A 15655-nucleotide genomic window follows, 5' to 3' on the forward strand; every position below is an offset into this window, starting at 1 on the left:
TTGCAATGTTCATTTTGCAATTTGCAATGTTCGACTGGTTCGCGAATAACATCACCCACCGCATTTTCATCAGCCCAGGCATCGCCCCGCGCGTTGTGCTGGACCCGAACGCGCGGGGCGATGCCCACGCGGTTAAACGATTTAGAAACCCTTCACGGCGTTGGCTGTTACCGCTCCGCGGCTAGGTGGCTTGTTCTTATTGCTCCTCCGACTCCTCGACGGCCTCGCCCTTGGCGGGGCCGCCTTCGTGTGGGACTTTGATTTCTTCGTCCAACCATCGGCCTAGGTCGATCATTCGGCAACGCTCGCTGCAAAATGGTGGCGTCTTGGTCTTGCTGAAATCAAAGGTCTCACCGCAACTGCTGCAAACCATGAACTTGGTTGGGTCTTTGGGCATGGTCGATTTGGGATTCAAAGGCAAGCTGAGTCGGTTCTAAAAATGAAATTGCGAGTGGGCTTGTAAGCCGGGTTCTGTGCCGCGGTAAGGCGAGCCCTGCCGCGACGACGATCATTTATCTTTGCACGACGATTGCTCGTCGCCTCCACTGCGACCTACCCGAATGTTCTTTTGCGCGACGGACCGCCGCTTCATTCTGTTTGGTCTAGCTCCGGATGGGGTTTACCAAGCCGACCGAGTCACCTCGGTCGCTGGTGCGCTCTTACCGCACCGTTTCACCCTTACCACGCATCCACCGTTGGCGGACCGTTCGGCGGTCTATTCTCTGCTGCACTTTCCCTAGCCTCGCGGCCGGTCGACGTTATCGACCATCCTGTCCTACGGAGCCCGGACTTTCCTCCAGTCAGTTTGACCTGACCAGCGATCGACCCGCCCGCTCGCAATTTCAACTGTAAATGATGATCGACAATCGACAAATCAGCAAGATCTACAGATGACTTTCGGTTTGCATTGCCGCTACACTGTGAATCGAGATACGTTGTCACGACGGTAAAGCAGACAAATCATGGATCAAATGAAACACCTTCGGCCTGCGGCATTGATCGCCACCACTTTGCTGGTGGCGGTTTATTGTCCTGGTTTGCACGGTAAGCTGCAGGGGCAAGACACCGCCGCCGTTGCAAAAGCAGCGGCATCCGGCATTGATTCACTCGACATTGACTACTGGGTAACCCAGTTGTCGCATTCGCATTACCTGCGGCGCGAAACGGCCGAGCAGAAATTGACCGAGGCGGGGCCGGATGCGGTCAAGGATTTGGCGGCCGTGATGTTAGACGGCGACCTGGAAGCGATCGAGCGTGCATCGTCAGCGCTGACTCAAATTGCCATCGATCATCATCCGTCCAAAGATGGCGGCGCGTGGCAGAATCTGGCAGACCTGTCAAATTCCACGACCGGTTTGATCGCGGCATCGACACGCCGAGCGGCGGACGAGATTCGTCGGCAACGCGGTTCGCAGGCTCTCGCCGAATTGCGTGCAGCAGGTGTCTTTGTTGGCGTGGCTGACTTTATGATTCGTGCCGTCAGCGAACCCAAAATCGTTGCCCAAATCGACGACAAGTGGAACCAAGACATCGCCGCTCTCGATTGGCTTCGTTGGCTCAACAGTGTCGATTCGATCAAACTGGTCGGCCCGGCAATCAACAAGGACGTCCTAAAACGTGTCAGCCAAATGCCTGACTTGAAGTCGTTAGCGATGGAAGATGGAATGCTGGCCCCCGAGGACTTGGAAGCTTTGAAACAGGTCCGAACGATGCGGTCGCTTGACCTGCGATACGTCGAACTGTCAAAGGAAGTTTCAACGGTCGTGGCATCGCTGCCGATTCGTGATTCCATCACATTGATGGGAACCGGCACGTCCGATGCAGACGTTGAATCGATGAAAGCAGCCGCGCCGGGCGTAACGATTGAACACAAGAAAGGTGGCTTCCTTGGCGTGAAGTGCATGGACCGTGCCGCCGCCTGCGAAATCACCGAAGTCGTCGCCGCCAGTGCAGCAGAACAGGCTGGCCTGATCCGCGGTGACGTGATCGTAAAGATCGGCGACGCGGTCGTCGAACAATTCAGCGATCTGCAAGCCAAAGTCAACCAGCACTTTGCCGGTGACGAGATGGAATTGAATTACCTTCGCGGCGGTCAGCTACAAACCACCAAGGTCAAGCTTCGCAGGTTGATCGATCGCTAACGCAGGCCCATCACAAGACCAGCCCGAACATGATCCGGTTTGGCAAGACGCGACGTATCGCAGCAGCGTGCGTCGGAAATTGCTGTCATGGTTTTCCAAGAACGCGCGAACGTTGCCTTGGCGATCGCTGCCAACGCCTTACCGCGTTTGGATCAGCGAGATCATGTTGCAACAGACGCAAGTCAAAACGGTGTTGCCGTACTACGATCGCTTCCTGAAAACCTTTCCCGATGTTTTCAAGCTTGCCGAAGCCGAAGAGGCAACGCTGATGCAGCATTGGGAAGGTCTGGGGTATTACCGCCGCGCCCGCAGCATGCATGCGGCCGCCAAGCGAATCGTCGAAGATCACGACGGCGTCTTCCCCAGCGACTTCGACGAAGTACTCGCACTGCCCGGCATCGGCCGTTACACCGCCGGCGCGATCTTGTCGATTTCGGGCGACCAACGCTTCCCCGTACTCGAAGGCAACACCCAACGCGTCTTCAGCCGCTGGGTCGCTCTACGTCGCCCACCCACCGAAACCCAGTCCACCAAACTGCTATGGCAGATCGCCGAATCCATGCTGCCGCCAAAAAAGGGGTCAGGACTCTTTAATCAAGCGGCGATGGAATTGGGGGCGCTCGTTTGCACGCCCAAGAACCCGAATTGCGGCGAGTGTCCGGTACGCAAGCACTGCGCTGCTCATCGATTTGGCAAAGAAGCTGAAATTCCCGGCAAGCTCGCAAAGATCAAGTACGAAAGTCGCCGCGAATATGCGTTCGTCGTTCGCGAAGCCGGCGCGGGCGATGATGAACCGCCTCGCTACCTGATGCGAGCGCTTCCCGAAGGTGTGCGTTGGTCAGGGTTGTGGGACTTTCCGCGAACGATCGAACGTTCGATCGACAGCGTGGAAGAAGCCGCTGTCGAAGTTTCCGTGTCGTTGAACCAGCCACTGCAAATTGGCGAACCGTTAACACGAATCAAACATGCGGTGACCAAGTATCGAATCGAATTACAGGTTCACCATGCGGATCTTCCGTCGCCAAGTGCAAGTCAGAATCATGATTCTGAATCACCCTGGAAATTCGTGACGGCCAAGGAAATGAAGAAGCTGCCGCTAAGTGTGACCGGACGCAAGATTGCGAAGCTGTTGGACTAGCCAATCGATCGCAGCAGCTTGCTTGGGACTCCGATCGAAACGACGTGAACTTGCCCAATGTGCTTGCTGGCGTTGGGGGAGGCAAAACCCGTTTTCGGTGCAACGAACGTTATCGTGTGATCGGCGATGAAGGTTGGATCAATCGCTTCGCCGGTGTCTGCGTTCATGCCCGTGGGAATGTCTAACGCGATGCGCATGCATGGTTGATTGTTGGCGGCGCGAACTAGATCTGCGTACATTCCACGTAGCGGCGGTTTGGATCCGGTGCCCAGCAATCCGTCGACGATCGTGGCGGCAGGATCCAGGATCAGTTGCAACCTAGATGACTCGTCGACCTTTTGAATTGGAATGTCCGAACGTGCTGCGATTTCGGCATTGGTTTTTGCATCGCCCGAAAGATCGCTGATCTCGCAAGTCGAAACAATTTGAATGGAGCGTCCCAGCAATTCCAAGTGCCGCGCGATGACATAGCCATCGCCGCCGTTGTTGCCTTTTCCGCAAAGGATCGTGATCAGTCCGGGTGGTGCAACGCCGTGGATCTTTTCAGCAGCGCCGCGGCCAGCATTTTCCATCAGTACAATCCCTGGAATTCCGTATTCATCGATCGCAATCTGATCAACACGACGAACCTGTTCACAACTGAGCGACTTGGAATTCATAGAAAGCTTTTAACGTAGGGAAGTTAATTCGCAGTGCCAACGGTCATGGATTATAGGGCAATTGTCTCCATTGACTGAAACGACAGTTGCGGAGGACAATTCCTTGTGTTGCTTTCCAGCTTGTAGGCTTGTTGTTCTTCCTGCGGCACCGCCGTAGAACCGAATTCATTCAGTTTTACCGTGAACCATTTTTGCAAGTGCAACGGAATAAATTCCGTTCTGCGTTTATTATGATGACCAATAATCAAGAACTGTTTCGGGCTTGCCATTGCTGTGGGCTGATCCATCAGATGCCAAACGTTGATGCCACTGCGGTTCAGGCGAATTCGGTCGCTTGCTGCACTCGTTGTCAGACTTGGTTGGTGTCGCCAACGCCTCGCCGCGTTAGTGCTTCGCGGACTGCGGCGGCGGCCGTGGGTGCGTTCATTCTTTTTTGGCCAGCGATCTTGTTACCGATTCTGCAAATTGAGCGTCTCGGTCAAACCGCTCAGCAAAGTATCCTCAGCGGGATCATCGATCTGTTTCATCACGGCAGCTACTTCGTCGGCGGCGTTGTCCTGTTGTTCTCGATCATTTTTCCGCTGATGAAAATTGTTTTGTTGATCGAGCTGAGCTGTTTGGAATGGCTGGGGACGCGTCACAAAGCGTTCACGTTGCGGATGATGGAACACGTCGGCAAGTGGAGCATGATGGACGTGATGTTGTTGGCGTTTTTGGTCATGTTGGTGAAGCTTGGCAACCTGGTGCATTTTGAATTTGGGCCAGCGGTGATCGCGTTTGTTGCCTGCGTTGCGATGAGCATGGCTGCGTCGTTATCCTTTGACCCACATTCCATCTGGGAGACGCCGTCCGATGCCTGATTCCTTTCCCGCTGCCAACGTTGTTGATCGGCCTCGCGCCGCTGCGCATTTGTCAAAGTTGTGGTGGCTGACTGGTGCATGTTTGTTGCTTGCGATCGGGCTGGTCTGGTCATCGTCGCGTGATTCCGGAATCGCGATTACGATTCAGTTTGATCAAGGTCATGGATTGAAGGTCGGCGATTCGGTTCGTCATCGCGGCATCGACATTGGACAGGTGACGGCGATCACGCTTAGCGAAGATTTGTCCAGCATCATTGCAAGCGTCAGCATTGATCCAAGTGCGTCGGCGGTGGCGACCGAGGGATCTCGGTTTTGGATTGTGCGTCCGCAAATTGATATTAGCGGCGTCAGCGGTTTGGACACTGCGGTTGGGGCGAAGTACTTAGCCGTCATTCCAGGCGAATCGGAAACGGTGAAGACAGAGTTTCGCGGTCTTGGCACGCGGCCCGCCGACGACCAGGGCAGCGATGGAATCGAATTGGTGCTGCGTGGTGATGACCGTCATGGAATTCATCCCGGCGCACCGGTGACATGGCGTGGGATCGAAGTCGGTCGAGTGTTATCGGCAAGCCTAGCCCCCAACGCGTTGAAGGTCGATGTTCACGTGCGAATCGATGACGGCTATCGGCGGTTGGTGACCGGCGGTTCCAAGTTTTGGGTGACCAGCGGCATCGACATTGACGTTGGCGTGACGGGCGTGAATGTGAATGCGGAATCTTTGGCGACGATCGCACGCGGTGGCGTGGCAATGATCAGCACCGCCAACGAAACGGATGCAGAGGTTGCGCCCGGTTCGGTATTCAAACTTCACGACCGGCGCGACGATGATTGGATCGATTCGGCGGTGGAGATCAATCTGCTGAAACAGTCGCCGCCAGCAACATTGAACGTCATTGCGACCTGGACTGAAACTTTTTTGGGGATCAATCGAACGTCCCAGGCAACGTCACTTGGCGTCGTGATCGCGGATTCTAACAACCAAGCGGTTGCGGTGTTTCCGGCTGATGTGGCGGCCGCGGGCGAAGATGCGAAAGAAGATTCGTTCGCCGCAGGTTATCAGTTGCGTGACGGGTTCTTTCCGATCCAGGCACAACCAACGATCGTTGGTTCGATCGCCAAGACCTTCTTCCCGCACGAACCGCCTGGTGGCCGCGTCATTATGCCGGATCGAATTCGCGCCGCCAGCGAGCCGGAAGATTGCTTTGTGGTTCGGGCTGACGAAAGTGCTGGCAAAGTCACCATGCAGATGATTGGGCGACAATCAATCTCACGTGGCGGCGAACTGAATGGAGACGCCAGTGCTGATTCCAGTGCTGATTCTAGTGCTGATTCCGGTGTTGATTCCGGGGGATACTGGAACGTTGCCAGCGGCGGGCTAAGCCGGTCAATGTGGCATGGCGCGCCCGTGATTTCGGCGGTGGATGAACGAATCATCGGTTTACTGATCGTGGAAAAGGCGGGTGCCAGAATCGTTCCTATTCCTGTCCAATGATGCGACTATGAAAGACAACCCAGCAGAACCTGAATCAGAACCTGAATCAGAACAGAATCAATCAAGTCCGCCCGCAGTCGCCCCCACGATGCGTCTGACTCGTACCGGTTTGATCGCGTGCTTGGCCACGATGGTAGTTTGCGGCTTGAGCGTTTATGCACTGTTCCCGGACAGTGTCGGTGGGCCGCCGTTGCCCGTGTTGGCGACGATCGAACTGGAACCGGTTGAAACCGTCAGCGGTGTCGGGGCTCTGATGACCGAGGTCGTTGTGATCGAGAATTTGCTGGACGATGAAATTGGAAAGCTAACGATCGATATCAATGGTCAGTATTTGTATCTGCAAAATTCGCCGCTCGCTGCGCGGGAAAGGTTAGTCATGCCGCAACGAACGTTTACGGACAAACGAAGTAGTGCTCGGTTTGACCCGGTCAAGTATCCCGTCGAAGACATCGTCGTCACGGGCCAGTTACCAAACGGGGCGCGAGGCGTGTCGAGGTTTGAGTTTGAGTAGGGATTTGGTATCCAAGCTATCGCGTGACGGCTGATCAAAGTAACGCGGTCAAGTTAGGCTCGAATAAAATTTCATCGCTCGGCTGACACGCTCACCTTCTTAGAAAGAATCCTTAGAAAGAATCTCTGTGTTAAAAGATCGCTTGCGAACCTCCGCCGTCATTATCACTGTCGTTGCAGTGCTGTTGTACTTGGACGGGAACTACAGCATCGTTGGTGCCGAAGGATTGTGGTTGTTGCCGTTGTTGTTGTTCTTTTCGCTTGGCACGGCGTGGGACATTGCGACGATGGTTCGCGCCAGTGGTCGGCAATGCCAACGCAACAGTGCGTTGGTCGCGACCGCGGTGGTGACTTTGTCATCGACGATCCCAATGGCGTGGCCGGTCGCCGGCGCGGTGTATCCGGCGGATTGTCCGGTTGGCGAATTGGGGTGGATTGTGATCGGTGGCATCGCGGCGGTCTTCATCACGTTGATGGTCGAAATGAATCGTTACCAATCGGATGAAAAAGGAACGATTGAGCGCACCTTTTCTGGCGTCTTTGTGTCAGCTTACGCGGGGCTGCCGTTTGCGTTGATGGTGGCCCTTCGATCGCTTGGTGATGGGAACTGGGGTCTGGCAGCTCTGCTGACCATGATCGCGGTGACCAAGTCCGCTGACGCGGGTGCCTATTTTGCAGGAAAGACCTTTGGCAAACATAAACTGATCCCTCGGCTTAGCCCTGGCAAAACCTGGCAGGGCCTCGCGGGCGGCATTGTGACCGCTACGATCGTTGCGTTCGCCTGTCTGAGTTGGCTTTTCCCGATGATTAAGGGGGGTGCCGACGGGCCGGTCAGCGAGGCCGTGATTGATGGACTGGCGACGCCGTTTTTCGGAGCCCTACTGCTCGGACCGCTGCTTGCGGTTGCTGGATTGATCGGCGATTTGGCGGAATCGATGATCAAACGCGATAGCGCTGCTAAGGATAGTGGCACCCTGTTGCCCGGTTTGGGCGGCGTTTGGGATGTCAGCGATTCGCTGATTGCAACGATTTTGCCAGCGTTTTTGTGCTTTGCGGCCGGCGTCGCGGCATGAACTAGACTTCACACTGAAAACTCACCGCTACCGGCCCAGAATCGATACAATTCGGGCATCGGCAATTTGGATGGCAAACCATCCATACATCCATGGAAAACCAATGACTGAAAACACGCTTTCGATTACCGATCGCGATGAAATCTTGGCCTTGTTTGGGCCACGCGACCAACACCTACGCAGACTGCGCAAACTGTTTGATGTCACCATCACTCAGCGGAATGGCAGCGTTCGAATCACTGGCGAAGAAGAGCCGGTTCAGAAAGCGACCCGCGCGGTGGAAAGGCTACGCCATCTGTCTCGCAAACAGGGTGAACTCAGCATCGGCGACATCGACAAGGCGGCCGCCGAAGAAGGCGTCACGCCGGCGGCCGATTTGAGGCGTGGCGGAAGTGCGTTGCATCAACCTGCCACCGGCGAAGAGATCAACATTCAGCACGCCGGTCGCCGGATCAAACCGCGAACCAAGGGGCAAGCACTTTACGTTGACGCAATTCGCGACCACGATTTGACATTCGCGACCGGCCCAGCGGGCTGCGGGAAAACTTACTTGGCCGTCGCCATGGCGGTGGAAGCCCTGCGTGCTGGCCACGTTCGCAAAATTGTCCTGGTCAGGCCCGCTGTCGAAGCCGGAGAAAGTCTGGGATTTTTGCCCGGCGATTTGCGAGCAAAATTGAATCCCTACCTGCGTCCGCTGATGGATTCGCTTGGTGAAATGGTTGACTTTAACCAGGCACGTGAGTTTATGGAGCAGGACATCATCGAGGTCATTCCGCTGGCGTACATGCGCGGCCGAACGCTCAATGATGCCTTTATCATCTTGGACGAAGCTCAAAATACGACGGTTCCGCAGATGAAAATGTTCCTGACCCGGATGGGGGAACAGAGCAAAATGGTGGTCAGCGGCGACGCAACTCAGTTAGATTTGCCTCGCGGCGTCACCAGCGGGCTAAAGGACGCCATTAAACGACTCGGAAACATCGATGACATAGGTTTGGTTAAGTTAACCGCCGGCGATATCGTCCGTCACCGTTTGGTGCAAAAGATTGTCGCCGCGTACGAATCAGATAACACCAGCGAGGAAGTGTCAGGTTAGTCATCGATTGATGACCAACCGCCCGCGATGAGTGGACAATCCAAACCGCGAAACCGCCAAGAGCGGATCGATTCGCTTGGCATCCAAAAACCACGACTGATTCAGTGGTGGCAGGATGCGAACAAGACCGACGTGTTTTCGCGTGTTGGAATCGCGATCACCGGTGCGCTGTTGCTGTTGGTTCTTTGCCAAAGTTGGCGACCGCCATTCGCCTATCGCGTCGGTGCGATCCCCGCACGCGACCTGGTCAGCCGGGTTACGTTCGAGGTGCCCAACATCGAAGAAACCAAGGCGATTCAAAACACGCGTCGCCGCGAAACATTAGCGTTCTATCGCAACCGAACCGAACCGCTGAAACAATTGCAGGCGGCACTGCGTGACCAATTGTTCCTGGTGCTCAGCGAGAGTTCCTATGAAGAATTGACCGAAGAAGAAAAGTTGGCGTTCAGTCAGTTCTATGACATTTCGCAAGTCAGTCCGCCCGCGGAAGGCAAAACGCTGGACACACCAGCGATGCGTTTTGCGATGCTGAAAGATGTGCTGTCCGAAGACAAGGAATTGAAGAAGCTGCAGGAAGCACTCGACATTGCGATGAAGAAGAATTTCGAGAAAGGTGTGATTCTTAACCTGACGCACAAACCGGATCAGGGCAGCAAGGATCTGATCCAGGTTTACCGTGCCGGATTGCCTGATGAATACAAACCGGTGGACGTGAGTGATGTTCGAATCGCTGAAGCGTCGCTGGAACTTGTCAAACAATTGAAGGAACAATTTCGCACGCGGTTTTCTGGCGAAGAATCAAAGACGGCATCGACTCAGAAGGTCGCGCAGATGATCGGCGACTGGATCGTCACGCGGCTGAAAGGCTACGAAACGCTTCAGTACGACGACGAGCGCAGCGAACAGGCTCGCAAGGAAGCCGCGGCGTTGGTCGAGCCCGTGATGACGCCGTACCGCTTTGGTGAATCGCAGTTGGCCGAAGCGGGGAAACCGTTGGCGACCAAGGAAATTGGTCTGCTAGAAAAAGAGTGGGTAGAGCTGATCGGAAAAATGACGCTATCGGATAAGCTTGCCCGCGTCGCGGCCTATGGCGGAATGATTGCGGCGCTTTATCTGTTATGCGGTTCCTACATTTTCTTTGTTGATGATCGATCGCTGCTGTTGGATCGATGGAAGCTTGGCAAAGTGCTGGCCGTTGTTGTCGGGGCGATCGTGCTGGGGTACTGGGTGTCGGGTGACCGTTGGCGAGGCGAGTTGATTCCGCTCGTGATGGCGTCGATCGTGTTGTCAGTTGTCTACGGACGTGAGCTAGCACTTTTGTTGATGGCCGCCGCCTGCATTTCAACGACGTTATTCTTGGGCAGCGACTTGGCCGAATTGGTTTCCATGGCAGCCGCCTGTACGAGCTGCATTTTGTTGCTCGGTCGCATTCGCACGCGAACTCACTTGTTGTACGTCGGTGCTGTTTCTGGGTTGATTACGTTGATGACCGTTGTCGGCGTCGGGATCGTGACCGGTCAAACCCTTTCGGCTGGGGCGCTCGGTTCAGGCATCGAACCGGTGTATCGCGGGCCACAAGCCGACATGGTGTTCTGGGGTTTGCTGAAAGAAGCGATGCGGTCGGGCGTTTACATTTTGGTTTCGTCGCTCGCGATGACTGGTTTGTTGCCCTTGGTTGAGAAAGCGTTTGGCGTGCAGACGGACCTTAGTTTGCTGGAACTTGGCGACGCGTCGCACCCGCTGCTTCGCCGATTGGCCCAGCGTGCGCCGGGGACTTACAACCACTCGATCAATGTCGCCTCGATCGCCGAAGCTGCGGCCGATTCGATTGGTGCCAATGGATTGCTGGTTCGCGTCGGAGCGTATTTCCACGACATCGGCAAAATGTTCAAACCTGAATACTTTATCGAAAACCAATCCGCGGGAGTGAACCAACACGATTCGCTGCAACCGGCCATGAGCACGTTGGTTATCATCGCGCACGTCAAAGACGGTGCCGACCTGGCACGCAGTCACCATCTACCTGAACCGATCATCGATTTCATTCTGCAGCATCACGGCACAACGTTGGTGGAATACTTCTACCGCGAGGCCGCCCGCCGCAGCGAAGAAGACCCCAACGGCGAATCAGTCAGCGATAAAGATTTCCGTTATCCGGGACCGAAGCCGCAAACGCTGGAAGCCGCTGTCATGATGTTGGCTGATACCGTTGAAAGTGCTAGCCGAACGCTGGTGGACCCAACACCGTCGCGAATCACAAACTTAGTTGAATCGATCTCGAACAAAAAAATGGGGGATGGTCAGTTCGATGAATGTGGACTGACTTTCAAGCAGCTTGACCGAGTCCGACGCAGCCTCGTGAAATCGTTGACCGCGATCTATCACGCTCGAGTCAAATATCCCGGTCAGCAATCAGCCTAAGCGAAAAAGTGAACGAACCTCCGCCGGAACCTGACGCCCCGAACCTCGACGTTGAAATTACGATCGATGCACAGGTCCACGCTCCCATTCATTCATCGTTGATCACGCAAGCGGCCCGCGCCGCGGCGATTCAGCAAGGCTTCCATCGCGGCGAATTGGGCGTTCGCATCACGGACGATGAAACCATCAAGCAAATTAACGCAAAGCATCTTGGGCATGATTACGCCACCGATGTGATCAGTTTCGGTTATTCCGCCGAAGGATCAACGATCCAAGGTGAATTGGTCGCCAGTGTTGATACGGCTCGTGCGCGTTCGAGCGAACTGGGCTGGTCGATCGATTATGAATTGGCGTTGTACGTCGTCCACGGTGTCTTGCACATCACTGGTCTGGACGACCACAACGACAAAGACCGTGCTGAAATGCGCCGCTGCGAAACGGAAGTGATGACGTCGCTTGGCATTAACGACATCGTTCGATTTGGTGTCGATACCAACGAAGGGGATTCCGAGTGAATCATCTCTACGTTTGGTGGGCCGTTTCGGCGGTCGGGTTTATCCTCAGCAGCATTGGCGGACTGGGCAGCGAGCTTCTGGATCGGTTTGCCGGTCGCGCATTGGAAGCCTATTGTCGGCTGAAGAAAAATCGCGATCGTTTTGGTGCGGTGCTTGACCATCAAGACGACGCAATCGACGGGGCAGGCTACCTGCGGATGATCGGAACCGTGATTTTCCTGATTGCTGGAACAGGAGCGATCTTTATTAATCATGTTTCGCCGCCGCCGATCCGATTGATGGTTTGGGGCGTCGGCGCGGTCGGCATCATGATGATGGTGCATGTCTGGTTACCAGCCGCAGTCACGCGGTTTGCATCAACACCAGTGCTGTATCACACGTGGCCGTTTTGGCGTTCGTTGTCGATCATCATGAGCCCGTTGTCGGCTCCGGGGCAATTGGTGGATTTGGTGACGCGTCGATTGATGGGCACCGCCGAGAACGAAGACGAAGACGAAGAACAACTGGAAGACGAGATCCGAACCATGGTCACCGCGGGAACTCGCGAAGGCTACTTTGGTCCGGGTGTTCGTGAGATGATTCAGGGCGTGGTGACGCTGCACGAAAATACGGTCTCGCACATCATGACGTCCCGCGGCGAAGTCGATGCGATCGATGTTACGTGGGATTGGGATAAAATTTTGACTCAGGTCGTCAAAGCAGGACGCACGCGTTTTCCCGTCTACAAGGAAACACTCGATCAAATCGTCGGTGTTCTTTACGTCAAGGATTTGCTGCCTTACTTGGCCGATTCGGGTATCAAGGGCAAGCAGTTGACGGATGTGATGCGTCGGCCATGGAACGTCGCTGATTCGCGTAGCGTTGAATCAATGCTTCGCGAATTCCTACATTCACGAAGCCACATGGCGATCGTGTTAGACGAATTTGGTCAGACCGCCGGTGTCGTTACGATCGAAGATGCTTTGGAAGAAATCGTCGGCGAAATCGTTGATGAATCGGATGCCGAAGAAGAGTTCGGCGTCGAAGTGATCGACGATGAAACGGTCGAAGTCGACGGCCGTGTGATGATCGATGACCTGAATGAAATGCTCGATTGGGGTTTGCCCGAGAGCGAGGATTACGAGACTGTCGCGGGCTACGTGCTGTACCACATCGGTGCGATTCCCGATGAAGGTCAGAAGCTAACGATCGAAGAGATTGAGATCGAAATTCTAAGAGCGAGCAATCGCAAAATCGAATCGATGCGGATCCACCGTTCGGGGCAGCCCAACCAAAAAGTTGGGTAGCGAGGTTTGGAAATCCGCTACGTCAATGAGTCCTCGGTTTCTAGCGGCTTCACGATCGCTTTCGTCGTCGCCCCGTCGGTGCAAACTTCTTTTGCACTTTCGCAAGCGATTCGATGAACTGGTCTACTTCGTCCATCGTGTTGTAGAAATAAAAGCTCGCGCGGCTAGTCGCGGTCACGCCCAGGTATTCATGCAGCGGCATCGTGCAGTGGTGTCCGGCGCGGACTGCGATGCCGTCATGGTCGAGCCCCTGGGATACGTCATGCGCGTGGATGCGATCGACTTGAAAGCTGACGATCCCACCTTTCTTATCCGGCGTCGGACCGATCACTTTCACTCCGTCCATCGATCGCAGTGCCGCATCCGCTCGTTCGCACATGCGATGTTCGTGATTGGCAATGTTGTCTAGGCCCAGCTCGCTGACGTATTGCATCGCTGCGGCCAAACCAATTGCTTCGGCGATCGGCGGCGTTCCGGCTTCGAATTTGTCCGGCAGTGCAGCGGTCGTAAAGCCAGAGGTTTTGACTTCGTCAATCATCGCTCCGCCACCCAAAAACGGTGGCATCGCGTCCAGCAACGTTTGCTTGCCGTACAGAACGCCGATGCCGGTGGGGCCACACACCTTGTGCCCGCTGAAGACGACAAAGTCGGCATCCCAGTCTTGAACGTTGACGGCACGGTGCGGGACCGCTTGGGCAGCATCGATCAACACGATCGCGTCGTGATCATGTGCGATCTTGGTCCATCGCTTCACGGGGTTTTCAGTCCCCAACACGTTGCTGGCCGCCGTGAAAGCAAACAGCTTGGGTTGGTGTTTCTGCAACGCCGCCTGAACGACTTCGTCGCTGATCAGAAAATCATCATCGATCGGCAGGAATTCAATTTTGCAACCAACGCGCTGGGCCAATTGTTGCCAAGGAACGATGTTGGCGTGGTGTTCGGCGATCGTCAGCAAGATCACATCACCCGGGCCGATGTTGGTATCACCCCAGGTGCGTGCGACGGTGTTGATCGATGCGGTGGCACCGGCCGTGAAGATGACTTCGTGATCGACCGCTGCACCGATGAAGTTGGCTGCGACCGTTCGGGATTGCTCGTACGCCGCGGTTGATTCTTCGCTGAGCGTGTGGATGCCGCGATGAACGTTGGCGTAGTAATTTCGGTAGCAATCACCCATTGCCTCGATGACGGCGACCGGTCGCTGGGTGCTGGCAGCGTTGTCCAGAAACACCAGCGGAGCACCGCTGGCGGTCGTACGGCCGAGGACCGGGAAGTCGTCGCGGGAATCAAGCAGGGGCTGCAAGGTTGCTTCGTCAGAGGCGGTGAGGGCCGTCATGGAGAGAAAGGTTTTGTTGTTTGGATCGGACAAGTAAATTCGCGACTCTTCGTCAACCGGCTCAGGTTTCTTCACCCAGCGTTGGGCCGCCAAACTTTCGTCGAGCGCCGTTGGATTCGACGTCGTCGTCTCCGGCGGCAACAGGCGACTTCAACGCCCCCTGCAAAATTCGCCAAGACAGCAAGCAGCATTTTTGGCGGTTGGGCGTCAACGGGTGTCCGAACAATTCAAGCATTTCGTCTGCTGTGAACGCTTGGATCTCTTCCATGGTCTTGCCGTCAATTTTTTCCATCAGCATGGAAGCCGAAGCTTGGCTGATCACGCACCCATCCCCGTCAAACCAGGCTTCGATGATCTTGCCGTCGTCGTCCATCTTCAAATCAATGTGAACGACATCGCCGCACAGCGGATTTTTCCCCTCGTCGGTATGCGTCGCCGTATCCAGCGGGCCACGATTGTAGGGATCCTCGTAGTGATCGAGGACATGTTCGGCGTAAATGTCTGGTTCGCTTGGGGACATCGCTTCGTTGCGTTTTAGAGAGTGTTTTAAGAGTGTCTGTTCGTATCTGTTCTCTGTTCGTATCTGTCCTTGGGACTTCTACTCAAAGTCTATGATCGTTGTCAAAAATCGCGAGGGCACTGCAGGTCAGTATCAACGCAGAACAATAGTCTTTGTTGCCGGGCCAAATGGGGCAATCGCCCAACGCCGTGAAGGGTTTCTAAATCGTTTAACCGCGTGGGCATCGCCCCGCGCGTCCATGCGGGGCGTAACGCGCGGGGCGATGCCCACGCGGCTAAACGAACTAAACCGTGTTTTCCGGGACCAAAACTCTTCACGGCGTTGGCAATCGCCCTGTGAAAATCTCGGGAAAATCTCGGGAGGATCCCGGCACCAAACACCCACCAATAATTTCCTAATTCTGACAAGTTTTCCACTTCAGTCATGCAAATGCTATCAAAGATTCACTAACCCTTAACGAGCGTTGATCTTACGTCGCTTCGGTAGTCAATTGACACCCGTTGTTCACCTGTCCCCCGCGGCGCTTAAACAGCCTGCTGGCAACGGTTTAGGACGTTCAGAAATTTGAATTTGACTCAGTCGGCCAAATCGCTAGGATTCTGCAGTCG

General features: G+C 55.1%; 15 protein-coding genes and 1 other RNA gene. 10 read left to right on the top strand and 6 right to left on the bottom strand.

Features of this window, described 5'->3' with window-relative positions; translation table 11 throughout:
• Positions 1-196: 196 nt before the first annotated feature.
• Both RC85_RS03145 and rnpB read right to left on the bottom strand, forming a co-directional pair.
• Positions 197-397, bottom strand: coding sequence for a DNA gyrase inhibitor YacG (locus RC85_RS03145; protein WP_068258559.1), 201 nt, complete (start codon positions 395-397; stop codon positions 197-199).
• Between the two features lie 47 nt (positions 398-444).
• Positions 445-837, bottom strand: an RNA gene (rnpB, locus tag RC85_RS03150) — RNase P RNA component class A.
• A gap of 125 nt (positions 838-962) precedes the next feature.
• Between rnpB and RC85_RS03155 the strand changes: the two genes are divergently transcribed.
• Positions 963-2141, top strand: coding sequence for a PDZ domain-containing protein (locus RC85_RS03155; RefSeq protein ID WP_068258561.1), 1179 nt, complete (start codon positions 963-965; stop codon positions 2139-2141).
• A gap of 67 nt (positions 2142-2208) precedes the next feature.
• Positions 2209-3279 carry an A/G-specific adenine glycosylase gene (mutY, locus tag RC85_RS03160; RefSeq protein WP_068258563.1) on the top strand — a complete coding sequence of 357 codons (1071 nt, stop codon included), beginning with the start codon at positions 2209-2211 and terminating at the stop codon, positions 3277-3279.
• On the opposite strand, the gene RC85_RS03165 is transcribed toward mutY, so the two are convergent.
• Both RC85_RS03165 and RC85_RS27385 read right to left on the bottom strand, forming a co-directional pair.
• Complete coding sequence (locus RC85_RS03165; RefSeq protein WP_068258568.1) at positions 3276-3938, bottom strand: NAD(P)H-hydrate epimerase; 663 nt, start codon at positions 3936-3938, stop codon at positions 3276-3278. The genes mutY and RC85_RS03165 overlap by 4 nt on opposite strands.
• Positions 3939-3988: 50 nt before the next feature.
• Positions 3989-4225: a hypothetical protein gene (locus RC85_RS27385; RefSeq protein WP_162273159.1), complete on the bottom strand. Its 237-nt coding sequence runs from the start codon at positions 4223-4225 to the stop codon at positions 3989-3991.
• 3 nt (positions 4226-4228) lie between these two features.
• Here RC85_RS27385 and RC85_RS03170 point away from each other — a divergent pair, with 3 nt between their 5' ends.
• The 8 genes from RC85_RS03170 to RC85_RS03205 all read left to right on the top strand — a co-directional run bounded on the left by RC85_RS03170 (position 4229) and on the right by RC85_RS03205 (position 13191).
• On the top strand, positions 4229-4798 hold the full coding sequence (locus RC85_RS03170) for a paraquat-inducible protein A (RefSeq protein ID WP_235033447.1): 570 nt from the start codon (positions 4229-4231) through the stop codon (positions 4796-4798).
• A complete protein-coding gene (locus RC85_RS03175) occupies positions 4791-6290 on the top strand; it encodes an MlaD family protein (protein WP_068258569.1) in 1500 nt (499 codons plus the stop codon). The genes RC85_RS03170 and RC85_RS03175 overlap by 8 nt, the downstream gene beginning before the upstream one ends.
• Positions 6291-6297: 7 nt before the next feature.
• Positions 6298-6801: a hypothetical protein gene (locus RC85_RS03180; protein ID WP_084422312.1), complete on the top strand. Its 504-nt coding sequence runs from the start codon at positions 6298-6300 to the stop codon at positions 6799-6801.
• A 127-nt stretch (positions 6802-6928) separates the two neighbouring features.
• Positions 6929-7873 (top strand): phosphatidate cytidylyltransferase, encoded by a 945-nt coding sequence (locus RC85_RS03185; protein WP_068258570.1) that lies wholly within the window; start codon positions 6929-6931, stop codon positions 7871-7873.
• A gap of 103 nt (positions 7874-7976) precedes the next feature.
• Positions 7977-8969, top strand: a complete 993-nt coding sequence (locus tag RC85_RS03190; protein WP_068258573.1) for a PhoH family protein — start codon at positions 7977-7979, stop codon at positions 8967-8969.
• A gap of 27 nt (positions 8970-8996) precedes the next feature.
• Positions 8997-11390: an HD family phosphohydrolase gene (locus RC85_RS03195; protein WP_068258575.1), complete on the top strand. Its 2394-nt coding sequence runs from the start codon at positions 8997-8999 to the stop codon at positions 11388-11390.
• Positions 11391-11398: 8 nt separating this feature from the next.
• The gene (ybeY, locus tag RC85_RS03200) at positions 11399-11905 is read left to right on the top strand and encodes an rRNA maturation RNase YbeY (RefSeq protein ID WP_068258577.1); all 507 of its coding nucleotides are present in this window, start codon (positions 11399-11401) and stop codon (positions 11903-11905) included.
• On the top strand, positions 11902-13191 hold the full coding sequence (locus tag RC85_RS03205; RefSeq protein WP_068258579.1) for a hemolysin family protein: 1290 nt from the start codon (positions 11902-11904) through the stop codon (positions 13189-13191). The genes ybeY and RC85_RS03205 overlap by 4 nt, the downstream gene beginning before the upstream one ends.
• 49 nt (positions 13192-13240) lie before the next feature.
• On the opposite strand, the gene RC85_RS03210 is transcribed toward RC85_RS03205, so the two are convergent.
• Together RC85_RS03210 and RC85_RS03215 are read right to left on the bottom strand one after the other, a co-directional pair.
• Complete coding sequence (locus RC85_RS03210; RefSeq protein ID WP_068258716.1) at positions 13241-14527, bottom strand: SufS family cysteine desulfurase; 1287 nt, start codon at positions 14525-14527, stop codon at positions 13241-13243.
• 61 nt (positions 14528-14588) lie between these two features.
• Positions 14589-15047 (bottom strand): iron-sulfur cluster assembly scaffold protein, encoded by a 459-nt coding sequence (locus RC85_RS03215; protein WP_068258582.1) that lies wholly within the window; start codon positions 15045-15047, stop codon positions 14589-14591.
• Positions 15048-15655: the final 608 nt, after the last annotated feature.

This window comes from Rubripirellula obstinata (assembly GCF_001642955.1).
In the GTDB taxonomy this organism is placed as follows: domain Bacteria; phylum Planctomycetota; class Planctomycetia; order Pirellulales; family Pirellulaceae; genus Rubripirellula; species Rubripirellula obstinata.